Source organism: Corynebacterium sp. LK26 (assembly GCF_014335085.1).
Lineage (GTDB): Bacteria > Actinomycetota > Actinomycetes > Mycobacteriales > Mycobacteriaceae > Corynebacterium > Corynebacterium jeikeium_D.
The window spans coordinates 54,065-78,441 of the sequence record NZ_PDHB01000018.1; the positions used below are offsets into that span (position 1 = coordinate 54,065).

Annotated in this window: 18 protein-coding genes and 1 pseudogene; 3 read left to right on the forward strand and 16 right to left on the reverse strand. The window is 57.1% G+C overall.

Annotation, left to right across the window (positions count from 1 at the left end; all coding sequences use genetic code 11):
- Positions 1-457: 457 nt before the first annotated feature.
- The 4 genes and pseudogenes from ptsP to CRD13_RS09910 form a co-directional block, all read right to left on the reverse strand.
- Positions 458-2,149 (reverse strand): phosphoenolpyruvate--protein phosphotransferase, encoded by a 1,692-nt coding sequence (ptsP, locus tag CRD13_RS09900; RefSeq protein WP_070653252.1) that lies wholly within the window; start codon positions 2,147-2,149, stop codon positions 458-460.
- Positions 2,150-2,237: 88 nt separating this feature from the next.
- The gene (locus CRD13_RS11070) at positions 2,238-2,504 is read right to left on the reverse strand and encodes an HPr family phosphocarrier protein (RefSeq protein WP_224433282.1); all 267 of its coding nucleotides are present in this window, start codon (positions 2,502-2,504) and stop codon (positions 2,238-2,240) included.
- Between the two features lie 162 nt (positions 2,505-2,666).
- Positions 2,667-3,506: pseudogene (locus CRD13_RS11075) on the reverse strand (PRD domain-containing protein); the annotation flags it as partial.
- A 41-nt stretch (positions 3,507-3,547) separates the two neighbouring features.
- Complete coding sequence (locus tag CRD13_RS09910; RefSeq protein ID WP_049189584.1) at positions 3,548-5,668, reverse strand: glucose PTS transporter subunit IIA; 2,121 nt, start codon at positions 5,666-5,668, stop codon at positions 3,548-3,550.
- A 261-nt stretch (positions 5,669-5,929) separates the two neighbouring features.
- Between CRD13_RS09910 and CRD13_RS09915 the strand changes: the two genes are divergently transcribed.
- Both CRD13_RS09915 and CRD13_RS09920 read left to right on the forward strand, forming a co-directional pair.
- Positions 5,930-6,847 (forward strand): 2-dehydropantoate 2-reductase, encoded by a 918-nt coding sequence (locus CRD13_RS09915; protein WP_049192897.1) that lies wholly within the window; start codon positions 5,930-5,932, stop codon positions 6,845-6,847.
- A 52-nt stretch (positions 6,848-6,899) separates the two neighbouring features.
- Entirely contained in the window at positions 6,900-7,517 is a 618-nt protein-coding gene (locus CRD13_RS09920; RefSeq protein WP_049192898.1) for a DNA-3-methyladenine glycosylase I, read from the forward strand.
- A gap of 88 nt (positions 7,518-7,605) precedes the next feature.
- Here the strand turns inward: CRD13_RS09920 and CRD13_RS09925 are convergent, their stop codons facing one another.
- The 6 genes from CRD13_RS09925 to glnA (CRD13_RS09950) all read right to left on the reverse strand — a co-directional run bounded on the left by CRD13_RS09925 (position 7,606) and on the right by glnA (CRD13_RS09950) (position 14,379).
- Positions 7,606-8,265, reverse strand: a complete 660-nt coding sequence (locus CRD13_RS09925; protein WP_070546241.1) for a hypothetical protein — start codon at positions 8,263-8,265, stop codon at positions 7,606-7,608.
- A 309-nt stretch (positions 8,266-8,574) separates the two neighbouring features.
- Complete coding sequence (locus CRD13_RS09930; RefSeq protein WP_049192900.1) at positions 8,575-8,865, reverse strand: PspC domain-containing protein; 291 nt, start codon at positions 8,863-8,865, stop codon at positions 8,575-8,577.
- A gap of 52 nt (positions 8,866-8,917) precedes the next feature.
- Positions 8,918-9,112, reverse strand: coding sequence for a PspC domain-containing protein (locus tag CRD13_RS09935; RefSeq protein WP_048732581.1), 195 nt, complete (start codon positions 9,110-9,112; stop codon positions 8,918-8,920).
- A 163-nt stretch (positions 9,113-9,275) separates the two neighbouring features.
- Positions 9,276-10,733: a type I glutamate--ammonia ligase gene (gene glnA, locus CRD13_RS09940; RefSeq protein ID WP_048732579.1), complete on the reverse strand. Its 1,458-nt coding sequence runs from the start codon at positions 10,731-10,733 to the stop codon at positions 9,276-9,278.
- A 72-nt stretch (positions 10,734-10,805) separates the two neighbouring features.
- On the reverse strand, positions 10,806-11,978 hold the full coding sequence (locus tag CRD13_RS09945; protein WP_070605658.1) for a tyramine oxidase subunit B: 1,173 nt from the start codon (positions 11,976-11,978) through the stop codon (positions 10,806-10,808).
- Between the two features lie 964 nt (positions 11,979-12,942).
- The gene (gene glnA, locus CRD13_RS09950; protein ID WP_048732575.1) at positions 12,943-14,379 is read right to left on the reverse strand and encodes a type I glutamate--ammonia ligase; all 1,437 of its coding nucleotides are present in this window, start codon (positions 14,377-14,379) and stop codon (positions 12,943-12,945) included.
- Between the two features lie 404 nt (positions 14,380-14,783).
- Here glnA (CRD13_RS09950) and CRD13_RS09955 point away from each other — a divergent pair, with 404 nt between their 5' ends.
- The gene (locus tag CRD13_RS09955) at positions 14,784-15,302 is read left to right on the forward strand and encodes an RDD family protein (RefSeq protein ID WP_016423046.1); all 519 of its coding nucleotides are present in this window, start codon (positions 14,784-14,786) and stop codon (positions 15,300-15,302) included.
- 2 nt (positions 15,303-15,304) lie between these two features.
- On the opposite strand, the gene CRD13_RS09960 is transcribed toward CRD13_RS09955, so the two are convergent.
- From CRD13_RS09960 to sucB, 6 genes are all read right to left on the reverse strand, one after another.
- Entirely contained in the window at positions 15,305-16,924 is a 1,620-nt protein-coding gene (locus CRD13_RS09960; protein ID WP_172954657.1) for an aspartate:alanine exchanger family transporter, read from the reverse strand.
- A 267-nt stretch (positions 16,925-17,191) separates the two neighbouring features.
- Positions 17,192-17,971: a DUF4191 domain-containing protein gene (locus CRD13_RS09965; protein ID WP_049170211.1), complete on the reverse strand. Its 780-nt coding sequence runs from the start codon at positions 17,969-17,971 to the stop codon at positions 17,192-17,194.
- Positions 17,972-18,064: 93 nt separating this feature from the next.
- Positions 18,065-19,123 carry a lipoyl synthase gene (gene lipA, locus CRD13_RS09970; protein WP_016423044.1) on the reverse strand — a complete coding sequence of 353 codons (1,059 nt, stop codon included), beginning with the start codon at positions 19,121-19,123 and terminating at the stop codon, positions 18,065-18,067.
- Positions 19,124-19,132: 9 nt separating this feature from the next.
- Positions 19,133-19,936 (reverse strand): lipoyl(octanoyl) transferase LipB, encoded by an 804-nt coding sequence (gene lipB / locus CRD13_RS09975; protein WP_049170215.1) that lies wholly within the window; start codon positions 19,934-19,936, stop codon positions 19,133-19,135.
- A gap of 152 nt (positions 19,937-20,088) precedes the next feature.
- Complete coding sequence (locus tag CRD13_RS09980; protein ID WP_187401568.1) at positions 20,089-21,714, reverse strand: inorganic phosphate transporter; 1,626 nt, start codon at positions 21,712-21,714, stop codon at positions 20,089-20,091.
- Positions 21,715-22,283: 569 nt separating this feature from the next.
- The gene (gene sucB / locus CRD13_RS09985; protein ID WP_187401569.1) at positions 22,284-24,314 is read right to left on the reverse strand and encodes a 2-oxoglutarate dehydrogenase, E2 component, dihydrolipoamide succinyltransferase; all 2,031 of its coding nucleotides are present in this window, start codon (positions 24,312-24,314) and stop codon (positions 22,284-22,286) included.
- Between the last annotated feature and the right edge of the window lie 63 nt (positions 24,315-24,377).

Here is a 24,377-nt window from a genome sequence, read left to right on the forward strand (position 1 = left end):
TTCTTTCTAAATTAGTGTCGCCCGTAAGGTCAAGGGCGATGCTGCAAGCTGCTGTGGCGACGCCGTTGTTGCCTGTGCTGCGGTGGCGCAAACGCCCGTTACAACAGCGCAATTGCAGTTCGTGTGCCCATGTAGATGAAAGGCCACGATGTCGAAAACTGACACTCTTAATGTGAAATTGTGAATTTTCACGGGCTGGGTGGAGCCTGATGCGTGAATTAAGTTGCGGCTTGTATGAGCCGTCTTTATTGGAATTATTAAGGGGCTTCGACGGCGTTGGTGGTGCCGACGAAGGCACTCTATTTATCCTAATGGGGCGTTCGAGAGAGAGAAAATCAAGAAATTTCCCAGAAAATTTGCTGCCTGTGATGGGGCAGCGAACATAAGAGAAAGAGCCTGGCGCACACGTTTACGCTGACAGCGTGTGTACGCCAGGCTTAGTGCTAATTCCGTCGCTCTACAGCAGATCCTTCACCTTCGGATCCACCAGCGCGGTCACTGCGGCCTTCGCATCGGCCGCAGTTTCGGCATCGACAGCGTATGCTGCCATCTGCTGGCAGGTAGCGCGGTCGTGGAGGCGGAGAGCGGCGCGGACGGCCGGCACCTTCTTGGAAGCCATGGACAGCGAGCTCACGCCGAGGCCCACCAGGACCAGTGCCAGCAGCGGGTCACCGCCGGCTTCACCGCAGACACTAATGGGCTTGCCGGTAGCATTGCCGCCCTTGCATGCGGACTTAATCATTTGCAGCACAGCCGGCTGCCATGGCGATAGGAGATCCGCCAGAGCCCCCTGCATACGGTCGGCCGCCATAGTGTACTGCGACAAGTCGTTAGTACCAATGGAGGCAAAGTCCACAATGGACAGCAGCTGCTTCGCGCGAATTGCTGCTGCGGGGACCTCAATCATGATGCCGACCTTCGGCAGGCCACGCTCCCGTGCCTTGTCTGCAAACCACTTTGTTTCTTCGACCGTTGCGATCATCGGAGCCATAACCCGCAGGTCAGCCTTACGGCCGGTGGCGTCAAACGCAGCGGCGAGTGCATCCAGCTGCGTATCCAGCAAATCTTCCCGAGCCTGCGACAGGCGCAGTCCGCGGCGACCCAGCGCCGGGTTTTCTTCCTCGCCTAGGTCGGCAAAGCTCAGCGGCTTATCCGCACCCGCATCCAGCGTGCGCACAACCACGCGTCGCTCACCGAATGCCTTCAGCACACGAGTGTAGGTTTCCGTTTGTTCCTCCAAACTCGGAGCCTTGTCGCGGTCGAGGAAAAGGAACTCAGTACGGAACAGGCCGGTGCCCTCATTGTCCTGCGCTGCTGCAGACTCACCATCCTCCGCCGTACCAATGTTGGCCAGCAGATTCACGGGGTACCCATCAGCGGTCTTGCCTGCGCCCACAGACTGCGCCAGGGCTGCTTCCCGGCGTCGAGCGCGCTCTTCCAACGCGGCGACCTCATCGGCGGTCGGATTCGCAATTACCTCACCGGCGCCGCCGTCAATGGCGACGAAGGTACCGGCCTCGAGTTCCATGACGCCCTTCGCCTTAACGACGGCTGGAATGCCCAGCTGTGCTGCGAGGATAGCCGTGTGACTGGTCGGCCCGCCACCGGCGGTGGCAATGCCTACGACAAACTCGGGGTCAAGACCCACGGTTTCGGCGGGCGCGAGATCGTCGGCAAGCAGAATAGTTGGGGTGGAAACATCCGGGACGCCCGGTTTTGGCAGGCCACGCAGCTCGCAAATTGTGCGGTCGCGAACATCGTAGAGGTCGGTGACACGTTCAGCCATGTAGCCACCGAGACTGGTTAGGAGCTGCGCGTAGTCTTCAACGGCATCGTGAACGGCCTGGGTGATGCCGGAGCCTGCCTTGAGTTTCTTCACCACGGCCTTGGCGAGCGCCCTATCGGAAGCCAGTTGCGCAGTGGCCTCCAGAATCGGGCGTGCCTGCGGGCTGGAGTGCTCAGCCTGCTTCTTCAGCGACTCTGCGACGTTGGCCATCGCCGCGCGGACGCGCTCACCATCGGCGACGGGATCGGTCGACGACGGCTCTTGAGTATCAACTCCCGGGGCGGGGAGTACCTTTACTACTTCAGCGCTGGCCGTACCGGTCGAGACACCGATGCCATAGATGACAGTGTGCTGCTCGTTCATTGCTTCCGATCTCCTTTTCGGGACCTCTGCGGGGATACTCGTCGGTCGTGGTGTGCCGTGGTGTTATCCAGGAGCGTTCTAGCTGGGCTTACTCGGCATCAAGGTCGCGCTCGAGCATGGCTGCAAGCTCGTCCAGAGCTGCAGCTGCGGAGTCGTCCTCGCAGCTCAGCGTGACTTCGTCGCCGTGCTTAGCGCCGAGGGTCATGACCTCCAGGATCGAGGCGGCATCGGCCTCTTCGTCGTCAAGGGAAATGACAATGTCGTAGTCGTACTCAGCAGCAGCCTGAGTGAACAGGGAAGCCGGGCGAGCGTGCAGGCCTACGGAGGAACCGATGGTAGCGGTACGAGTAATCATGGTTGAATCCTTTCGGGTCGAATATGTGAAATTTTCTGACTCAGGCACAGTGCCTGTACACCCCACCGCTGGTGCTTGCTTAGCATCAACGTCGCGCACGCTCCGGGAAACCCTGGAGGCGGTGGGAGATACAGCCGCTGCCTGCACAATGCGTGCAATGTGCAGGGTGAGGTAGGAAACTTCGTCTTCCGTCAGCCCCGACCCCAGACGCAGTTCAATGACTGCGGAGATACGCTGTGCGCAGCGAAACGCCTCTGGGGCGGAGTCACGGATGGCCTGGCCAATAGCGGAGGAGTGATCTTTCAACTGCTCATGCTTGGCAATCCGGACGAACAAGTAGCGCAGGTGCGTGATGAAGCGCCCTACATTGACAGTCTCTGGCTCCAGCGTGATGCCAAAATCACTTTCAATGATTGTGAGCAGCTGCTGCAGGACGCCCGTCATGGTGTAGGTGAAGCTCAAATCACCCGTAGAAAAACCAGCATTGACTAGGTGTAACGTAATCGCCACCGCTTCTGAGCGGGGCAATGGCGCTATACGACGGTCATTGAGGGCGCGATTGATATGCGACAAAATCGCCTGCGCCTGCGCGTATTCTTCACTATAAAGTTGGCTGACTTCCGCGAGCAGCGGGTAATCTGCTCGCTGCCCGTTAGCTGCCCTCATGATGGCGAAACCAATGTGATCGGCTAACGCCACAAGGAGGGAAGCGTTCTTCGTCATTGATTCCGGCAGGCCGGCTGCGGTTACCGCATCGGTCACAAGAGTCATGTGAGCCAGCGGAATTTCTGTGAGCATCGTGGCAATATGGTCCGGATCACGGCCTTCCGCTGGGACAAAGATGCGAACAACTTTGCTCGAATCAACCGGCTGCCCCGGGCGGGCCTTGAAGCCAATGCCGCGGCCGGTGATGATTTTCTCGCCGGTCGCGTCCTTGGCCAGAACCACGTTGTTATTGAATACTCTCAGGATTTCCATGTCGGTAACCGTGAACTCCTCCATAAGTTGAGGGATTTCAGGCCGGTATGCCTTCTAGAAATCAATTATGGCTGAACTTCGATGACCGTGTCGCCGGCTTGGACGGAGATGCCGGTGACCGGGGAAACCTTGGTCAGCTTCTTGGTATTGGTGATGGTCATCAGTGTCGTGGTTGGGTAGCCAGCTTCCTTGACCTTGTCGAAATCGACCTCGGCAAGAACATCGCCGGCCTCGACGTGCTGCTTCTTGGAAACCTGGACATCGAAGCCTTCACCGGCCATCTTGACCGTGTCGATACCGACGTGGACGAGTACCTCTACACCGTCATCGGTCTTAATACCGAAGGCGTGACCGGTCTTTGCCACAGTCATCAACGTGCCCGATACGGGTGCGACCACGGTAGAACTGGTCGGCTTGATACCGACACCGTCACCGAGAGCACCGGAGGCAAAGACCGCGTCGCCGGCCTCAGCAAGGCTGACAACCTCACCGGCAACCGGGGCCTGCACCTGTACAGGCTTGGTATCAACGGCAGTTGCGACACCACCGGCGCCAGCTGCCGCAGCAGCCGGTGCGGCAGCCTCGGCGTTGGTACCAGCGTCACCGGAAGCCTCAGCTGGAGCCGAATCGGAGCCACTGGTGGCAGCGTGTGGGGTGGCGTCGCTGGGTTCGTCGTCAAGCTCTGCGGCGCGTGCGGCCTCGGCCTCAGCCTTCTCTTCCGGCGTGCGGTAGTCGGTGAGAATGATGGCGAACATGGCGACGAAGAATGCCACGGCGACGGAAATCAGGTAGACCCACATCGGTTTGAACACGACAGTGGTGATGAGGGAGGTGAAGACGAAGGCGTTGGTTGTCACACCACCGAACGGAGCCGACAGGATGGCGATAGTCAGACCGCCGGCAAAACAACCGAGCAGCATGCGTGGGTAGATCCGCTTGAAGCGCAGGTGAATACCGTAGAGGGACGGCTCGGAGATACCACCGAAGAGACCGGCAGCGAGTGCACCCGTTGCAGTTTGGCGCATCTGAGTGTCGTGGTCGCGCATGGAAAGAACCAGCACACCGGCAGTTGCGCCGAAGCAGGCGAAGTTCCAGGCCCCCATCGGGCCTTGGATGAAGTCGTAGCCGAGAGTCTGGATATTGACCAGCATCAGCGCATTCAGTGGCCAGTGCAGGCCAAGCGGTACGAGGAACGGGTAGAGCATCGGGATGAGAATTGCGAACACAAACGGTGCGTTCGAGTTCATCCATGCCAGGCCGGAGCCGATGCCGTTACCCAGCCAGATTCCCAGTGGGCCGATGAGGAAAGCGGTCAGCGGAATCATAATCAACATGGAGATAAACGGAACGAAGACCATCTGCACATTCTCCGGGAAGATTTTCTTCAAACCGTGGTAGACCACTGCCAGGATGGCGACCATGATCAGCGGTACAAAGACCTGTCCGCCGTAGTCATTGAGCTGCATTGGCAGGCCGAAGATGTTGGCGGTGAAAGTTTCGGTACCGAGTTCCTCGTTGACTGTCTTGATGGTGTCCGAGAAGCGATCGGTATCCTGCAGACTCATAAACTCCGGCGTCATTAGGGCAGCCATGATGGCTGCGCCCAGCCATGGATCTACCCGCAGCTTCTTCGCTGCGTTGTAGGCGACCATGATTGGCAGGAAGTAGAAGACGCTGCGCCACATGGCGTCAACAAAGATCCAAGTAGCGGACTTATCCTCAGCGCGGAAGTCGACGATGTTCAGACCGTCGAGAACCGCGGCAATAGCGATAATCAGCGATGCGCCCAACAGCACACCCAGGATTGGGCGGAACGAATCGGAGAGGTACTCGAAGAAGTTGTCCAACCAGGAGTACTTGCCGCGTGCCTTCGAGCGAGCTTCTGCCTTAACGTCTGCGTCGGACTTAGTGGCGACTGCGCCGGCGCCCTTCATTTCCGGTAGATGCTTAATTGCCGTGTACATCGATTCGACGCCACCGCCACAGATGACCTGGTAGCGGTTATCGCCCTGGTGAACGACACCGAGTACGCCCGGCACCTTGTCAATCTTGTCCTCGTTAATCTTGGAGACATCACCGAGTTCAAAACGCAGACGCGTCGCACAGTGCGTCATGCTTGTGATGTTTCCGGGTCCACCGAGGTTTTCAACTATTGCCCTCGCGCTGGAATCTTTTGACGACCCCATCGTGACCTTCCTTCACAGTAAGCAGGGCCGTTAAACGCAAAAAGACCCGAGGCACCACAAACTGTGGGCCTCAGGTCTTGCCTCAAAAGAGTAACAACCCTGGGTTGATATCTATTAACTTCGACCCTACTCCGCTTTACATAGTTTTGACAAGGTAGTAATTCAAGCTCAAATTTCACATTTGGGGATAGCCTGGATTGTCTGTGGACAACCGCATGCAACCTATTTCGCGCTCAGTGCGGAAGTCGTAAGGTGGCAGCTATGAGGATTGGAGTTTTAGGTGTAGGAGCTGTCGGCGGCTGGTTTGGCGGTCGCCTCGTGCAAGCGGGTTATGATGTCGTCTTTCTCGCCCGCGGCGAGACCCTGACACGTCTTCGTGAGGTGGGGCTCACGCTTATCGACGAGCACGGGGAACGCAGCATTATCCCCGTCAAAGCAGCCGACAATTGGGGTGAACTCACTGCCGATGGCGTCGACGTCGATGTTGTGATTGCGGCAACCAAGGCGCTGCCGGGCAACGATCCTTTCCCGCAAGTTCCGGCTGGTGCAGCAGTGGTGACCACCCATAACTCGGTGGAAATCCCTTATTTGGCAGCGGGGCGGTTCGGTGAAGACAAGGTGTTCCCGGGTGTTATCCGCGGTTTCTTTATCCACACTGGCCCGGCAGAAGTCACCTTCCGACCAGGACCGATGAGCCTGAACATCGGCACATTCGATGACTCCACTAATGACCTGGTCGGGGCAGTTATCGAGGCATTGCACATGGCTGGGCTCGGTGGCGAACAGCTCCCGGATATCTGGGTCGATATCTGGGCAAAAGCGATGTTCGTGGCTAACCTCGGTGCCCTAGGTGCCCTGGCTGATAGTCCGATTGGTTACTTGCGTTCGGAAATGCGCGACAGCTTGACGCGGATGTTTGAAGAAACCGAGGCAGTCGGTCGAGCCTGCGGCGTTGCGCTGCCAGAGGACATCGTGTCGCGGACCTTGGCCTTTACTGATGATCAAGGGTACGACAACACCTCGTCGATGCAGCGCGACTACACCGCGGGACTTACCAATGAGCTCGATGCCCAGATTGGCGCGATCCGCCGGATGGGGCAGAAGGCGAAAGTGGAAACGCCGACGCTGGATCTGGTGTATGGCGCTCTGGTTGGGCGTCAACACAAGCATATGAATTAAGAGCTGCGGTGCTCAGCTAAGTCAAACCGGAATTGGGGGATTGGAAAGACTGATGAAAATTGGATCGGACTACACGGAAAACAATGGGCTCATCATCGGTGAGGATGGATTGGCTCGACCGGCATGGGCTGCTCACAGTGAGCTGCTGAGAGAGTACTACGACACCGAGTGGGGGATGCCGGTGCGCGATGAGCAAGGACTATTCGAACGGCTCAGCCTGGAGGTATTTCAGGCGGGGTTGTCGTGGGAGACAGTGCTGAAGAAGCGGCCCGCGTTTCAGGAAGCCTTCGCGAACTTCGACCCCGATGCGGTTGCTGATTTCGATGACGAAGATGTCGAAAGATTGATGAATGATGAACGAATCATTCGGAATCACAGGAAGATTACCGCGGTAATCAATAACGCCGCCGCGACTATTGCCTTGCGTGAAAACGGCGGCTTAGCCGAGTTGATGTGGTCGTTTAAACCGGAGAAGTCTCCCGAGCCACGTTCAATCGAAGAGGTGCCCAGCTTCTCCGAGGAGTCCGAGGCGCTTGCCAAGGCATTGAAGAAAGCTGGTTTTAAGTTCGTAGGCCCCACCACGGTCTTTGCATCAATGGCTGCCGTGGGGATTGTCGATATCAACATTGTTGGCGCACATCGGCGCGGTGCCTCTGGCGTTTTTGACTAGGGGGGGGGGAAGAGGAGCTTGACTAGTTAGGGGGAAAGAAAAAGAGCGTGCCAACCGGCACGCTCAAAATCTTTCGGTTCGTGTCGAACTACTTGTTCTCGTAGGAGTCGGAGTAGTTCTGGCCGTCCTCAGAGGTCCACTTCATGGTGTCCTTAGTGAACGGCTGCTCCCAGCCGTTTTCAATCTCCGACTCCGGTGCGGTCGGCAGACCAATCTCGTTTTCCAGTGCACCGTTGGCAACCCAGGTCTCGCGAATCTTACCGATCAGCGGCTGTGCACCATTAGTCTCTGGGGACTCAACGAAGGTGACGTTCTCGTATTCAGCGGCAACCGCGTCGCCGACCTTCTTAGCGGACTTGAACTCGCCAGCCTCAGAATCGTACGGGGAGGTGAAGGAAGAAGCTGCCTCGGTGATGGACTCAGGCAGGTCAGCCTCTGCCACATCCTCGCCAGCAGCGTCGCCCAGCCCCAGACCGTTCATAGCCTCGCCAGCCTTGTCCTTAGCGCCATCAGCAGCCTCGCCAGCCTTGTCCTTAGCGCCATCAGCAGCCTCGCCAGCCTTGTCCTTAGCGCCGTCCATAGCGTCGCCAGCCTTATCAGTGGCGTCGGTTGCTACCTGGCCCGCCTGATCCTTGGCGTTGTTAGCAGCATCCTGTGCGTCATCGGAAGAACATGCAGCCAGGCCGCCGAGAAGAGCGGCGGAGCCAACGATTGCGGTAGCGATACGGGTCATCTTCTTGTTCTGCATTTCAAAACCACTTTCTTGAGAGCTAACTAAGTTACCTATTCAATTATTGGCATCTTCCACTATTTGTCCGAATTAAATTCAAAGAGAAATTGACAATTCTTTTGAATATCGGACATTCGAAGATGGTGTGGCTTCAAAGCCGTACAGAAAGAACACTAGGTAATTCTGGGGCCTGTGCAAGTCAAATGGCGCGAATCTGTGCACTCTATGCTCTATTTGTTACCGAATTTGCGTGATTGCGAAATTGGAATAGTGCTGGTGAGGGCGTTGCGAGTAACGGAAAGGTATCAATCTTATTAAGCTTGACGTTTATTGCTTATTTTCTTTCTCTGCGTGGTTGGAGCCGCGGGCATCGTCGTCAAGCGTGTACTCGCCATCTGGCAGGACGAACCAGGCCAAGAGGTAAAGAGCTAGGAACCCAGCGCCAATCTTCCAGCCAATCATCGATCCAACGCAGGGAAGGATGATGTAGACCATTCGTGTGAAAGTGATATCCCAGCCTTGGCTTTCCGCGATTCCTGCGAGGATGCCACCGAGGAGGCGGTCATTACGCGAGCGGTAAATTTTCTTGGTGGGTTTTTCGGGAGCGGCGTCGCTCATTAGATAAATACTCCAAGGTATGGCTATTTAGGTATTTTTCGGTCGACCGCGCTTATACGTAAGTTTCCTTCGGCATGATAATCCATGCTGCGAGGTAGAGAAGAAACTGCGGACCAGGCATCAGGAAAGACGCGACAAATATAACGCGCAGCAAAGTCGCATCCCAGTTGAAATACTCAGCGAATCCACCGAGTACACCTGCAACCATTTTGTTATTGGTGGAACGGGTCAGTGACTTGTTGTTCATAACAATCAAGGGTAGCCCCAATCCGTTTAGTTCGCAGTGGTGCTAGCTCTACTAAATGTGCCGACTAAAAACAGCGTGTCCCAGCTAAAAACACCGCTACCCCAATACGGTTAGGTGGGGTAGCGGTGTGGGCGTCGTCAAGCGAGCTTTTACGGGGCGAATGCTAGCAGTCGTAGTAGAGCTCGAACTCCTGCGTCGTCGGGCGCAGACGTGCCGGCATAATCTCCTGCTCGAACTTGTAGCGGATATGCGCGTCGATGAGATCCTGTGTGAAGACATCGCCGGCAAGCAGGAACTCGTGGTCCTCTTCCAGCGCCTTCAGCGCACCCTCCAGCGAATGCGGGACGGTGGGGACGTCCTTGAGTTCCTCTGGTGGCAGCTCGTAGAGATCCTTGTCAATCGGCTTGCCAGGCTCGATGCGGTTCTTGATGCCGTCGAGACCAGCCATCATTGCGGCGGTGAAAGCCAAGTACGGGTTGCCCGACGGGTCCGGAGCGCGGAACTCGATGCGCTTGGCCTTCGGGTTTGCGCCGGTAATCGGGATTCGGATGGCGGCCGAGCGGTTCTCCTGGCTGTAGACCAAGTTGACGGGAGCCTCGAATCCCGGAACCAGGCGGTGGTAGCTGTTCATTGTCGGGTTGGTGAAAGCCAGGACTGCACCGGCGTGCTTCAAGATGCCGCCAATGTAGTAGCGCGCCATGTCGGACAGGCCACCGTAACCGTTTTCATCGTGGAATAGTGGCTTGCCATCCTTCCACAGTGACTGGTGGATGTGCATACCAGAGCCGCCATCGCCGGCCAACGGCTTCGGCATGAAGGTAGCGGACTTCTGGTTGAACTTGGCGGTGTTCTTCACCACGTACTTGAAAGTCTGCATGTCATCGGCGGCGTGCAGCAGGGTATTGAAACGATAGTTAATCTCCTGCTGACCGCCGGAGCCCATCTCGTGGTGGGAGCGCTCAACATGGAAGCCAACATCCTGCAGGTGCTCGCCGATTTCGTCACGAAGATCCTGCATGTGGTCATACGGAGCAGTAGGGAAGTAGCCGCCTTTGGTGCGCACCTTGTGGCCGAGGTTGCGCGATCCGTCCGGGTTTACCTTCACACCGGAGTTCCACCAGCCCTCAACCGAGTCCACCTCGTGGAATGACTTGTTTGAACTGGAGTCGTAGCGGACGGAGTCGAAGATGTAGAACTCTGCCTCAGCGCCAAAATTACAGGTATCGGCGAAGCCCAGTTCGTTCAGGTAGTTCTCGGCCTTACGGGCAATATTGCGCGGGTCGCGGCTAAATGGCTCGCGGGTGTGCGGGTCATGGACGAAGAACTTCATGTTCAGCGTCTTCGATTTGCGGAACGGGTCGATGAAAGCCGTGTCCAGGTCGGGCAGCAGCATCATGTCGGAGTTATCCACCGAGGTGTAACCCGCAATGGACGATCCGTCGAAGGCAAGGCCCTCGTAAGCGGAGTCCTCATCAAACTCGGATACCGGAACGGTTAGGTGCTGTTCGATGCCGGGAACGTCGGTGAACTGGACGTCTACCCAGCGAATGTCATTGTCCCGGATGTATCGTTGGATTCCTTCCGGAGTTGTCTGGTCACTGCTGGGTTTGAACTTACCCATTGGTAAAACTCGCCTACTTCGCGTCTAGCTTGTTGAGCTTACTAATCGTGTTGTCGAACTTACTGGTCACTATTACTTCAGCAGCGGAACATCCCACAGGTTCAGCTTGGTGCCGATGCCCTTTGCCAGGGCGTTGTCGTAGACATCGGTGGCCCAGGCGACGTCCTCGACTGGCATGCCTCCGATGGAGTAGCAGAAGATTTCCTCGTCGTTCTGGCGACCCGGGGCCTTACCGGAAGCGATATCGCCGATGTTGACAAGCTTCTCGGCGGGAAGAGTGCCCTCTTCCTTCATGTCCCACCAGCGGTTACCCGGAATACCGAGCAAGCGCTCATAGGTCACGTCTGGGCCGTTCTCGTTGAACCACTCTTCGTACAGGCCGGTGTAGTCAACGACGAGGTTGCAGTCGTCGGAACGCACGAAGTCGTCGTCGAGGCGTGCAGCGGCTGGCATGAGCAGCAGCGCGCCGGGCTTCAGGTACTCCTTCTTGAAGTACGGGAAACCGGACGGGCCATCGGAGGAAGTCGAGGTGCCGGCGATGAGGATGTCGGAGTCGCGGATGGCCTCTTCTTCGGTCTCGACGATACGGACCTCTTCAAGCTGTGGGAACTCGTCCTTAATCCAATCGACAGCCTTCTGGGTCGAAGCCTGGGAGCGGCCCTTGACCTTGACCTTCTTGATGCCCGGACGCTGCGACATGGCAGAGCCGAGAATGGTGCGGCTCATAACACCCGGGCCAATGATGCCAACGACCTCGGCGTCTTCGACGGCAAGGTGCTTGACGCCGACACCCGGAACAGCGCCAGTGCGGTATGCCGACAGGAGGTTTGCCGACATGACAGCCTTCGGGGCACCCGTAATTGCATCGTTGAGAATGAACAGGTGGATCGAACGTGGCAGGTCGTTCTGGCGGTTATCGGCATTGGAGCCGTACCACTTCACACCTGCGCCGTTGAAGCGACCACCGAGGTAAGCGGGCATTGCCATGAAACGACGGTCAGGGCCATTTGCCGGCATACCCTCATGGATTGGGTTATCCGGGAAGTTGATCTGGGCACCGTGGGAGTTAGCGGAAGCGCCGGCCATCCGGTAGTCGCCGTCGGCCAGCAGAATCAGGGTTTCTTCCATGGTCTCAACACACTTGGCGAAATCCGTGACACCAGCTTCAACCATGTCAGGTTCGCTGAGGTAGAGAAAATCAATGCGAGTTGAGTTTTCTGGGTTGGCAGCGTTTTCGTTAGTCAAGAATGCTCAAATCCTTCTTAATGTTCATCGGCCACCCTATGCGGCGGCTGGGCTTAAGTTATTCCAGATGCATGCTCTCCAGAATCAATCAAAACGCCTCGGCGCGGGCTCTCGAGGCGCCATTTCCGAGGGGTATGTCGTACCACCATACGGAAAAACCACAGCGTAGGGGGCGTTTACGCAGTTTTCAGCACGCCATTTCTGCTTTACGACGGTCACAGCGACAGAGCCCAATTTCCGTCAATAAGTTGCCCGTAATAACTACTTCGACATGCACAATTGATACTTTTTGAGAACGATTACAGATGAGTGAATTATCCTCCCACGCATCAATGTTTATGAACTTTGTCACATGTCATTAAGTTGCGACACATTTCTGGTTCAACGGGCGTGATTGCCTGGCATCCTACCTTCGCAGCATGCCCCATCCGCTCTTGGTGTCCGCCCCCCCCTTGCGGTGTCCCTCGCATCCGTCCCTCGTGTTGTCCCTAGCGACACCCTCGCACGTATGGCCAATTTCCTGGCACTTATCGATGATTTTCCTTCACTTATCGACGATTTTTCGTCACTTATCGACGGCTGTCCGGCACTTATGCGCACGGTATCCTCCCCACCCTGTCACTTGTCGATGCGCTGTTCACTTATGGCCACGCTATAGCGCATCGACAAGTGAATATTGCATCGATAAGACTGGGGCGGAGAGTGTGCAACTCTACTCGTGCAGGAGTCGCGGCCCTTTTGTGGTGGTGTATGACCCTGTTCAGGGGAGTGGCCCGGAACCGCGCACAAATTCGTGCTCACATACGCGCGCGTATGCGGGCCCAGGCGCCCGCAGCCAGCATGACCGCAATGAAAAACCGCCTGACCACATTAACTGTGGTCAGGCGGCATCTAACAAGCTCGTTGGGCGGCCATGAGGAGCAATGGGGGGGGTGCTTGCTGTGGCCGTCGTGAAGCGAAAACTTTAGCAGTCGTAGTACATTTCGTATTCCTGCGGAGTCGGGCGCAGGCGAACCGGTTCGATCTCGTTTTCGTACTTGTAGTCGATGTAGGTCTGGATGAGGTCCTCGGTGAAGACATCGCCCTCGAGCAGGAACTCGTGGTCGTTGCGCAGGGCCTCGAGTGCGGCCTCGAGAGAGGTCGGAGCCTGCGGGATGTCGGCGGCTTCCTCCGGCGGGAGCTCGTAGAGATCCTTGTCGACCGGAGCGTGCGGCTCGATGCGGTTCTTCACGCCGTCCAGTCCGGCCATCATCATGGCAGCGAAGCCAAGGTACGGGTTGCCCGACGGGTCCGGGGCGCGGAACTCGATGCGCTTTGCCTTCGGGTTGGAGCCGGTGATCGGAATGCGAACAGCGGCAGAGCGATTGCGCTGCGAGTAGACCAGGTTGATCGGAGCCTCGAAGCCCTTGACCAGGCGGTGGTAGGAGTTCAGGGTCGGGTTGGTGAAGGCCAGTACCGCACCTGCGTGGTGCAGGATGCCGCCGATGTACCAGCGAGCGATGTCCGACAGGCCTGCATAACCGGCCTCATCGTGGAACAGTGGCTTGCCGTCCTTCCACAGCGACTGGTGAGCGTGCATGCCCGAGCCGTTGTCGCCAGCCAGCGGCTTCGGCATAAAGGTGACGGACTTGCCCTCTTCCCAGGCGGTGTTCTTGATGATGTACTTGAAGGTTTGCAGGTCGTCTGCAGCGTGCAACATCGTGTTGAACTTGTAGTTGATCTCCTGCTGGCCACCAGTGCCGACCTCGTGGTGGGCGCGCTCCAGGTCGAAGCCGGCGTCAGCGAGCTTCAGGCACATCTTGTCGCGCAGGTCCTGGTAGTGGTCGTACGGAGCGGTAGGGAAGTAGCCGCCCTTTAGACGGGTCTTGTAACCCAGGTTTGCAGAGCCGTCCGGGTTCTGGTCCTTGCCGCGGTTCCACCAGCCTTCGATGGAATCAACTTCGTAGAAGCCGCGGTTGGTGTCGGTCTCGAACTTGACGTTGTCGAAGATGTAAAACTCCGCCTCAGCGCCGAAGAAGCAGGTGTCGGCGATGCCGGTAGAGATGAGGTATTCCTCCGCCTTCTTCGCGACGTTACGCGGGTCGCGGGAGAACGGCTCGAGGGTAAACGGATCGTGGACGAAGAACTTGACGTTCAGGGTCTTTGCCTTGCGGAACGGGTCAATGCGCGCGGTGCTCAGGTCGGGCAGCAGTGCCATGTCGGACTCGTCGATGGAAGTGAAACCACGAATCGAGGAACCGTCGAATGCCAGGCCTTCGGCCATCGCGTCCTCGTCAAATGCGGATGCCGGGATGGTGAAGTGCTGCTCGATGCCGGGAACATCCGTGAAGCGGACGTCGACGAACTCGACGCCCTCTTCCTTGATATACGCGACTACTTCCTCGGGAGTTTTGAAGGACATGTGCGGTCTCCTTAGTTGGCCTTGTTTAGTACGCAGTAGGGAATTCTTGCACGATGTTTCGTGCACCTGCCGCGCTGTCAAGGACTGGCCGGTTGACGCCTTCAAGCTTAACGAACCACGCATTCATTCTGGAATTAGAACCACGAATTTCTGGCATGGTGCGTGAGAAATTCGCCAATACGGAACAGGTTACGCAAATAGGGAGCAGGTTATCTATTTGTGGAAACAAGGCAATACCCTGCGCATTCATGTCACACACGCTTTACGACGCGCCTTTAGCTCCCGTGCTGATAAGAAAATGGAAAAGGCGACGCAACATCGCCCCCGGATTACCCCCGCACGCGCTGAATGGCTGTCCCAGCCCGTGATTTGATAGCCGGATTGCTGCATTAGACTATGAACACATGGAAGAAAAGCACAGTTGGCTAGATGGCCCTCAGATTCCGGGAGAGTTCGATAATCCGGACAAGCTCTCGGACTATCCCGGCCAGGCATTGGGTCTTGCCCCCGATGGCCCAGGATCGCAAGCGACGTTGATGCGTCGCGTCGGCGGCATTCTCATTGACTGGATTATTTCCTTGATGATTGCCGGCGCTTTTTCGATGTTCTTCGGCCCGAGCGAGGCGCAGATTGACCAGTTCGGGGATTCGTTTATCGCCTGGCAGTCATTCCTTGCGACCTATTCGCCAGTTGTCTTCCTCATTATTGGCACGGTGTCGGTTTGGCTGTTCGCCCGCACTCCGGGCCAGTGGATGATGAAGATGGGTGTCGCTCGCGTGGACAAGCCCGGCGAGCGAGTTGGCTTTGTTCGTGCCTTCTTCCGCAGCTTGCTTACTCTTTTCTTGCTGCCGCCAGCAATCACCGACTCGGATATGCGCGGCATGCACGACCGTGCCACTGGCACGGCCGTCATTTTGGGTTAGCGCTATAGCACCAACACAACCAGGACCTGGGCGAGAATAATCTTCATGATCATGGCCATTGGATACACCGTTGTGTATCCCATTGCCGGCAACTCGTTCTTGGCCTGGTCGTTGACGTATGAGAGCACTGCCGGGTGAGTCTGCAAGCCCGAGAGGATACCCGCAGTTTGGCCGAATGGAATCTTCAGCACACGGTGACCGACAATGAGGGTCAACAGTGCGGAGCTAAACGCGATGATGGCGGCAAGACCCAGAACTGTCAGTGATGCCGGGTCAGACAACGCAGCCTGGAATCCCTTACCGGCAGTGGTGCCGATACCTGCCAGGAACAGTGCTAGACCCATGGTGCGGAACGCCAGGTTGGCCGAGTAGGGGATAGGCCAGACCAACGGGCCAGTGCGACCGACAGCACCCAGAATCAGCGCCACAACCAGTGGACCACCAGCGGATCCCAGGGCGAGCGAGCTGCCGCCCGGAAGCGGAATCTTGATGAGACCCACCAAGACACCCAGCGTAAGCCCAAGGGTGAGGGGCAAGAGGTTGACGTCGGAAAGCTTCTTGTAGGAGTCGCCGAAGAACTTTGTTGCGTCCTTGATTTTCTCTGGCGGTGCAACTACGCGGACGCGATCACCAAGCTCTAGGCGCATGTTTGGCTCTGCGACGATGTCGTGGTCGCCGCGGCGAATACGCGTAATGATTATGCCGTCCATGCGAGTCTGAAGTTCCGCAATGGGTACACCGACCACGTCAGATGCAGAGACGAAGATGCGACGGAAGTCCAGGCGACCGTCGTGTGTCGGATCACCCGGCATAAGCTCGCCAATGTACTCGGCGGCACGAGCAATTTCTTCCTCTGTACCGACGACGGAAATAATATCGCCGACGGAGACAGTGTCACCCGGAGACGGAATGTAGAGGTGGCCCTTGTACTCAATGCGTGAAACCGTAATGTCCAAACCGAACTTCGACGGAAGGTCAGTGATGGAAGGCAGGTCGTCCTTGAGAATCTTGATGTCCCGAGTATGCAGCGGAAGCGCGGCAACACCTGCGTCAATAGCTTCCTGGTCGTGATCGACGCGGAAGACCTTCGACATAATACCGATAGAAGCAATCACTGCCAGCACGCCGATTGGGTAGGCCAGGGAGTAACCAATCACCGGCATATCGTGCGCAGCGGCCAGCTCGCCCTTATCCGAAATGAGGCTAGGAAGAGCATCGACGATTGCTGCCATAGCCGGGGTGTTGGTCAGGGCGCCTGTGAAGGCGCCTGCGCCTTCCACCGGATCGATAGGCAAAAACTTGATCAGCAGGAAAGACTCGATGGTGACAACTGCGAGCACACCAATGCCGAACAGGTTGTGCTTGATGCCGCGCGAGCGTAACGAGCTGAAGAACTCGGGGCCCGCCTCCAGCCCGATGGTGTAGACGAATAATGCCAGGCCCACGATGTAAATCAACGGGGAGATTTGAATTTCCGGCTCAATAGTCGCGAGGATAAGGCCGACGAAGAGGACGGCAGCCACGCCAAGCTTGAAGCCGAAGATCTTGATCTGGCCAATTGCCAGGCCAAGAAACAAAATCACTAGAAGCGCTAAGAGTTCATTTTCAGCCAAGAGTTGCACATATCCCATGGTGGCACAACTAGCAGTAATCTTCATTAAGCATTGTTTCCAGCAAGGATATGACCTTTGCTGACAGCGTGATAAGTGAGAGCAATCACTTCAACAAGACATCAATAACTGTGTTTGAAGTCATGGCTTTAGTCTTCGTTTTAAAGCTTTAAAGCACAAAAAAAGGGGGCCCGAAAGCCCCTTTTTTCTGCTTCAACCTAGATTGCCCCTCGGCGGGTTGCCCGAGCAACCGACCCTGGTGAAACCTAGCTAAAACCTCTAGTGCTTCTTGCCGCGATTGGCGGCACGGCGCGCACGACGGTTCATGCCGGCCTGTGGGTTAGCGCCCTTCGGCATTGGACCCTTGGGCATGTTCGCGCGCGCATCGCGAATACGGTCCATCGACTGGATGCGCTCATTCAGAGCGTTGGCCTGATCCTTATTCAGGTTGCGCGGCAAACGCATGAGTTCGCGCTGCAGCTTCTTCGGCGGGACCTGGCCCTCGTCGCTACCAGCAATCATGTCGTAAATCGGAGCTTCGCCCGCAATGCGTGCCAGCGACTTCTTCTCACGAGCAATCATCTGCTTGACGCGGTTCGGATCACCTTCACCGACCAGCACAACACCGGCGTTACCAATAACACGGTGAACAGCATCCATGTGCTGATTAGCGACAACACCGGTCTTGACGTGCCAGACATAGCCAACGCCCTGACGCATATTGTCCAGCGTCCACGCCGCAGCGCCGGCCTGGCCTTCCGCCTCTGTGTAGAAGGACGCCTCAAGACGCTTAGAGAAGATGTACATCGCGACCATAAAGCCGATCGAAATACCAATAATCGTCAGAATCCAGGGCCAGACTCCACCAATGAGCAGACCAATCAGTAACAGCAGGATGATCGGACCGAAGAAGCCCAGTGCCATGTAAGGCACGAGCTTGTTGTCCCGCGAGCGCTGCAGCTTAAACGCCTGCCACATCTGGCTACGAGTCTGCTTACGCTGAGCGCGCTTGGCGGCGCGGTTCGCCTTCTTCATTTCTTTCGCATCATTGGTCGCCATAATCACCAACTTTAGGGCATGCGATGTAGTTTTAGGCAATAGACCGCGCCGTAGCGCCGTTTCGCTTTACGACGGCGCTGCGGCCGTCGGCCTCTAGGAAGCCGGAATAGTCGAAGTGACTGGCGTATCCTCCGATGCGCCATAGCGGTCGAGCAGAGTCGAGGCTTCCTGAAGCGCGAGGTTGTTGTCGTTGTCGTCGGCAAGCGCGGACAGATGCGCAGGCAGCTCCTGACCGCGGTGCGCCAGTGCGCGGGCGTAGAGCCGTCCAGCGCGGTAGGAAGAGCGGACCAGCGGGCCGGACATGACGCCGGCAAAGCCCATCTCTTCAGCGGTCTTGGAGAGCTTGACGAACTCCTCCGGCTTAACCCAACGTTCAATTGGATGGTGCAGTGGAGTGGGGCGGAGGTACTGAGTGATTGTCAGAATATCGCAGCCGGCATCGTGCAAATCTTGCATAGCGGAGATGATCTCGTCGTAGGATTCGCCCATGCCCAGGATGAGGTTGGACTTGGTAACTAGCCCAGCTTCGCGAGCGCGAGTGATGAGTTCCAAGGAACGCTCGTAGCGGAATGCGGGGCGGATGCGCTTGAAGATACGCGGCACCGTTTCCAAGTTGTGGGCGAAAACCTCGGGCTTGGCGTCGAATACCTGCTGTGCTGCAGATTCGTCGCCACGGAAGTCATCGACAAGGAGCTCGACTCCGGTATTCGGGTTGAGTTCGTGGATCTGGCGGCAGGTCTCAGCGTAGAGCCAGGATGCACCGTCGGGCAGATCGTCGCGGGCGACACCGGTGATAGTGGCGTAACGAAGACCCATCTCGCGGACGGATTCCGCAACACGACGCGGCTCATCCTTATCCAATGGGTCGGGCTTGGCTGAGTTAATCTGGCAGAAGTCGCAGCGGCGGGTGCACTTATCGCCGCCGATGAGGAAGGTGGCCTCGCGGTCTTCCCAACATTCGTGAATGTTCGGGCAGCCAGCCTCCTGACAGACCGTGTGCAAAGAGGCACCCGAGACACGGTTTTTCATGTCCTTGTAGCTGGGGCCCGGACGAACCTGGTTGCGAATCCACCGGGGCTTGTTCTCGATAGGGGTCTCGGCATTTCGTGCCTCGACGCGCAGTAACTTACGTCCTTCTGGCTTAACAGTCACAGTTTCATCCTACTCTTTTGTTGATGAGTACTCGAATATGCCGGTGGTGGAGTTGTGCTTCACCCGGTGTGGCAGGTCCTTCGTGGGGTCGGGCGCGGAGCCGAAGGAATGGTCGGCAACGGTCAAACGGCCTTCCAAAGCATCTTGCAAATCTGCCAGAAGCGGCTCTGTCATCTCTGACACGCTAACATTTCGGTCAAGCTCCCGGGATAGGGTGGTCACTCCAGCATCGGAGATGCCACACGGGATGATGTAGTTGTAGAACTCCATAGAGTTGTCGCAGTTCAGACTGAGTCCGTGCATGGTTACACCATGGGTCACGCGGATTCCCAGTGCCGCAATCTTTCGGTCGCTCAGTCCGTTTGATGCGGGAACCCATACCCCCGAGCGGCCATCGATGCGGCCAGCAGCCGCGATGCCGGCTCGGCGAACGGTTTGAATGAGGGCTTCTTCCAGTCTGCGGACGTAGTCCACCACATCGACCGGCTGAGCGAGCTTGATGATGGGATACATCACAAGCTGGCCCGGGCCGTGCCAGGTGATGCGGCCACCGCGGTCGACATCGACGACCGGCAACCCATTGGTAGGACGGTCCTCCGGCTGGGTGCGCTTTCCTGCTGTGTAAAGACTCGGGTGCTCAAGCACGAGAACCTGATCTGGAATTAGGTCTTTCGCACGCTTGGCAGCAAGGTCTGCCTGTAGGTGCCAGGTCTCTTCGTAGTCGACAAGGCCGAGATGTTGAATCTCGATGTCGGAGCTTGATTCCCGAATGGATTTATCTGCGCGAGTAAAAGGTTTTCTTGGGGCAGTCATGGTGGCCTATAGGATACGCCGAAATTCTGTAGGCCTCAGATTACTTGTTACTTGGATAGCGCCAAACTTACTTGGATAGCGCCAGACGTAAAAATACCCCGGTGGTCACTAGAAAGTGACCGCCGGGGTAAAAGTGGCGTGCTTTTGTGGGCTTAGCCGAAGACGACGCGGAGGATGGAAACGGTGATTGCCGAGATACCTGCAGCGGCCGGAAGGGTAATAACCCAGGCCAAACCAATCGGCTTCATCAGGTTCCAGTTAGCGGCACGGTTAACGATACCGACACCGAGAACGGCACCAATCAGAATGTGGGTGGAGGAAACCGGCAGACCCAGCAGGGAAGCAATCATAACGACCACAGCAGCGGAAAGCTCTGCGGCAAAACCCGATGCTGGGTGGATCTCAGTCAGGCCGGATCCGACGGTCTTGATAACGAAGCGGCCGATAAACCACAGACCGGAGATGAGAGCGACACCCATGGTGGTCATGACTGCCAGCGGGACGCCGGACTCGGAAGAGATCTCGTTGGTACGGAGAACATCCAGAATTGCCACGAACGGGCCAAGCGCGTTAGCGATGTCGTTCGAGCCGTGGGAGAAAGCGAACGCAGCAGCGGTGAAGACCTGCATCCAGCTGAACAGCAGGAAGGTGGAACGATCCAAATCCTGACGCTTCAAAGTACGCGCGAAGATGTAAACGGCAAGCCACACTGCGGTGGCGATCATGCCCATAATCAGGAAGTTGTCCAGGCTGGAAAGCCCTAGGTGAAGGTTCTTCAGACCCTTGAACAGCATCATCGCGGAGATGACAATAGAGCCCAGGGCTGCTAGACCCGGAACCCAAGCTTCCAGCGCACGGTGAGCGCGGACATCATCAACCTTGGATTCGATGTGGACGAGCTTGCGGAAGTACTCAGACTCCAGGTCATCCGGAGTCCAGTCGTTGTCACGCATCGTCGTAGCGTCGCGAAGCATCGCGTTGGTGTACGAGATCTGATCGTGCTCAGGGAGCTTTTCGAAGTCGTCGCGGTGCTGCGCCTTGAGGTCCGCCTTTTCCTGGTGGATGGCCTGCAGCTGCTTGGAAGCCTTGTCGTTGTAGACGAGAATCGAGTTCTTAATGCCGCCGAACAGGAGGAACGCGACCAAACCGCCGAGGAGCGGAGAGAGGACCCAGGAAACGGCGATCTGACCAATCTGATCCCACTGGACCATGCTCCAGCCACCCTTGCCGGTGATGAAACCGACCGTCAGTGCGGCACCGACGATACCGCCGACGATGGAGTGGGTAGTGGAGACTGGCCAACCCATGCGGGTGGCAACGAGGAGCCACACTGCCGCGCCGAGAAGCGCGGACATCATGATGAAGGCGAACTCCATCGGGTCCAAACCGTGGATTGCGTTCAGGTCCACAATGCCGGAACGGACGGTGTCAGTAACCTCGCCACCAGCGAGGACGGCGCCCGAAACCTCAAAGACTGAAGCGACAACAAGCGCCTGCTTCATGCTCAGGGTGCCGGCACCGACTGAAGTACCGAAGGAGTTAGCAACGTCGTTACCGCCGATGTTGAACGCCATGAAGACGGCGAACGCGATGGTAATCAGAAGGATTGCCGTATTTGCCTGCGGGCCCACAAAGTCATAAGCCCAGAAGACAAAAACTACGATGTTGATTGCGAGAAGCCCGCCGAAGAAGAGGTGCCACCACTTATCTGAGGAGCTCGATTGCTCAGATGATGTGGTCCCGGTCGACGAACTAGTATTCGCTGGAGCCGAGGACATGCTCCACCTTTCTAAGTTACGTACAGAGAGCAAAAATAGGCACGCCAAAGAAGCCTGCTGTCTAATGATTTCTTAGATTGGTAAAGGCTAATTGCTAACTAGGTGACGGCGAGGTTAACAAATAATGAATTTAATTATCGCTATCTTCAGCTCTCGTCGGTGTAGCTGAAAGCGATAGCCGGAACTGTGTGCGGGGGTGTGTGGTGTTCTCGCATTTCGGCAGGACAAAAAGTATGCGCATTTGCTACTTGCAGCTTTGCTTTCGGTTCGACCCTCCCGCTGTCTGCTAATGGCTTAACGGCGCAATAACAGCACGTTAATTCTTTGTGCCGATGGAGCCTTTGCTAGCTATGTGTGGCTACGTGAAATCTGAGCACTAGCCAAGAATAGGGGGCCTGCGCATTTGAAGGAATCGCTGATTAGGTTCAACTGCGGGACGAATGCGGCAAAAGAAATACCCGCGTCAGCCGCAAAGTGCGACTAACGCGGGCAGGGAAGAGGCAGAACCTCCTGCTAGCAAGCCAGCTAGATTCCCGCGGCGCTACTACCCCAGGAAGGGAGCAAGCTGCTTAGAGCTGCAGATCCGATTCGAAGTTAGCAACCTCGAGGCGGTCAACAACGGTCGTCATAAAGCGACCTGCATCAGCGCCGTCGATCAGGCGGTGATCGTAGGTAATTGGCAGGAAGACCATGGCGCGAATACCAATGGCATCTGCCTCATTCTCGGTGACGACTACTGCGCGCTTCTTAATCGCGCCGGTGCCGACCATTGCGGCCTGCGGCGGAACCAGAATCGGAGTGTCGGTCAGAGCGCCCTCGGAGCCGATGTTGGTAATGGTGAAGGTGCCGCCGGACAGGTCGTTCGGGGTCAGCTTGTTGTTGCGAGCGCGGTCTGCGATGTCCGCAATAGCAGCAGCCAGCTCCGGCAGGGACATATCCTGAGCGTTGTGGATGACCGGGGAGAGCAAACCCCGCTCGGTATCGACAGCGATACCCAGGTTGACCTGCTCGTGGTAGGTAATCTCCTTGGTCTCTTCGTTCCAGGAAGCGTTGACGTTCGGGTGGCTGACCAGAGCCTCAACGATTGCCTTTGCAAAGAATGGCAGGAAGGTCAGCTTCGCGCCGTGCTTCTTCTCGAACTCAGCCTTCTTAGTAGCGCGCAGATCCCAGATGGCAGTCATATCGGCCTCGTGGACCTGGGTCAGCTGTGCGGAAGTCTGCAGAGACTCGAGGGTCTTGGCAGCGGTAATCTCGCGGATGCGGTTGACACGCTGGGTGGTGCCGCGCAGCTCAGCGAGCTCAGGGCGAACGCCCTTGGTGGACCAGTTGGAGCCGGACTCAGCAGTAGTCTCCTGGCCGCCCTCGGCAGCGCGCAGAACATCCTGCTTACGAATGCGGCCGCCGATTCCAGAGCCCTCGACCTTAGTCAGGTCAACGCCGTGCTTGTCAGCCAGCTTGCGGACCAGCGGGGTGACGTAAGGAACGTCCTTGTTAGCGGAAGGCTTGGATTCAGCCTTCGGAGTCTCCTTCTTCGGCTCTTCCTTCTTCGGCTCTTCCTTCTTCGGCTCCGGCTTGGACTCTGCCTTCGGCTCTTCCTTCTTTGGCTCCGGCTTGGATTCAGCCTTTGGAGCTTCCTTCTTCGGTGCAGCCTTCTTTGGCTGGCCACTGCCAACGCGAGCGATGACCTCGCCGACGTCAACGGTGTCGTCTTCGTCGTAGAGGACCTCGAGCAGGGTGCCTGCGACCGGGGAAGGAATTTCGGTGTCGACCTTGTCGGTGGAAACCTCGAGCAGTGGCTCGTCGACCTCGACGGTGTCGCCGACCTTCTTCAGCCAGGTGGTGATGGTGCCTTCGGTGACGGATTCGCCGAGCTCCGGCATCTCAACGTCAGTAGCGTCGCCAGCGTCAACGTCGGTGGAGTCTTCCTCAGTCTCCTCGTTAGCCTTTACTGGCTCCTCGTCCTTCTCGACTGTGGCAGATGCCTCCTCGGCCTCTTCCTTGGCGGCTGGAGCAGCGTCTGCATCGCCAACGCGAGCGATGACCTCGCCGACGTCAACGGTGTCGTCTTCGTCGTAGAGGACCTCGAGCAGGGTGCCTGCGACCGGGGAAGGAATTTCGGTGTCGACCTTGTCGGTGGAAACCTCGAGCAACGGTTCGTCGACCTCGACGGTGTCGCCGACCTTCTTCAGCCAGGTGGTGATGGTTCCTTCGGTGACGGACTCGCCGAGCTCCGGCATCTCAACATCAGTAGCGGAACCGGAGGCAGCCTTCGGTGCTTCCTTCTTTGGCTCTTCAGCGTCTTCCTTCGGAGCCTCTTCCTCGGTCTCCTCAGCGGAATCGTCAGCGCCTTCCGGCTCTTCGCCCGGCTCGCCGACCTTTGCGATGACCTCGCCAACATCGACGGTGTCGTCTTCTTCAAAGAGAATCTCGGTGAGAACACCGGCGACCGGAGATGGAATTTCGGTGTCGACCTTGTCGGTGGAAACCTCGAGCAACGGTTCGTCGACCTCGACGGTGTCGCCGACCTTCTTCAGCCAGGTGGTAATGGTGCCTTCGGTAACTGATTCACCGAGCTCCGGCATCTCAATAGAGGTCGCCATGTTTGTGCACTCCTCGAAAAGTTAAGAAATCTCGTTTTAAGACGGTTATTACAAATTAGCTTA

What these genes read in the sequence shown, in the direction of transcription:
- ptsP (WP_070653252.1), bottom strand. Translation starts at nt 2,149, where the DNA reads ATGAACGAGCAGCACACTGTCATCTATGGCATCGGTGTCTCGACCGGT.
- CRD13_RS11070 (WP_224433282.1), bottom strand. Translation starts at nt 2,504, where the DNA reads ATGATTACTCGTACCGCTACCATCGGTTCCTCCGTAGGCCTGCACGCT.
- CRD13_RS09910 (WP_049189584.1), bottom strand. Translation starts at nt 5,668, where the DNA reads ATGGGGTCGTCAAAAGATTCCAGCGCGAGGGCAATAGTTGAAAACCTC.
- CRD13_RS09915 (WP_049192897.1), top strand. Translation starts at nt 5,930, where the DNA reads ATGAGGATTGGAGTTTTAGGTGTAGGAGCTGTCGGCGGCTGGTTTGGC.
- CRD13_RS09920 (WP_049192898.1), top strand. Translation starts at nt 6,900, where the DNA reads ATGAAAATTGGATCGGACTACACGGAAAACAATGGGCTCATCATCGGT.
- CRD13_RS09925 (WP_070546241.1), bottom strand. Translation starts at nt 8,265, where the DNA reads ATGCAGAACAAGAAGATGACCCGTATCGCTACCGCAATCGTTGGCTCC.
- CRD13_RS09930 (WP_049192900.1), bottom strand. Translation starts at nt 8,865, where the DNA reads ATGAGCGACGCCGCTCCCGAAAAACCCACCAAGAAAATTTACCGCTCG.
- CRD13_RS09935 (WP_048732581.1), bottom strand. Translation starts at nt 9,112, where the DNA reads ATGAACAACAAGTCACTGACCCGTTCCACCAATAACAAAATGGTTGCA.
- glnA (WP_048732579.1), bottom strand. Translation starts at nt 10,733, where the DNA reads ATGGGTAAGTTCAAACCCAGCAGTGACCAGACAACTCCGGAAGGAATC.
- glnA (WP_048732575.1), bottom strand. Translation starts at nt 14,379, where the DNA reads ATGTCCTTCAAAACTCCCGAGGAAGTAGTCGCGTATATCAAGGAAGAG.
- CRD13_RS09955 (WP_016423046.1), top strand. Translation starts at nt 14,784, where the DNA reads ATGGAAGAAAAGCACAGTTGGCTAGATGGCCCTCAGATTCCGGGAGAG.
- CRD13_RS09965 (WP_049170211.1), bottom strand. Translation starts at nt 17,971, where the DNA reads ATGGCGACCAATGATGCGAAAGAAATGAAGAAGGCGAACCGCGCCGCC.
- lipB (WP_049170215.1), bottom strand. Translation starts at nt 19,936, where the DNA reads ATGACTGCCCCAAGAAAACCTTTTACTCGCGCAGATAAATCCATTCGG.
- CRD13_RS09980 (WP_187401568.1), bottom strand. Translation starts at nt 21,714, where the DNA reads ATGTCCTCGGCTCCAGCGAATACTAGTTCGTCGACCGGGACCACATCA.
- sucB (WP_187401569.1), bottom strand. Translation starts at nt 24,314, where the DNA reads ATGGCGACCTCTATTGAGATGCCGGAGCTCGGTGAATCAGTTACCGAA.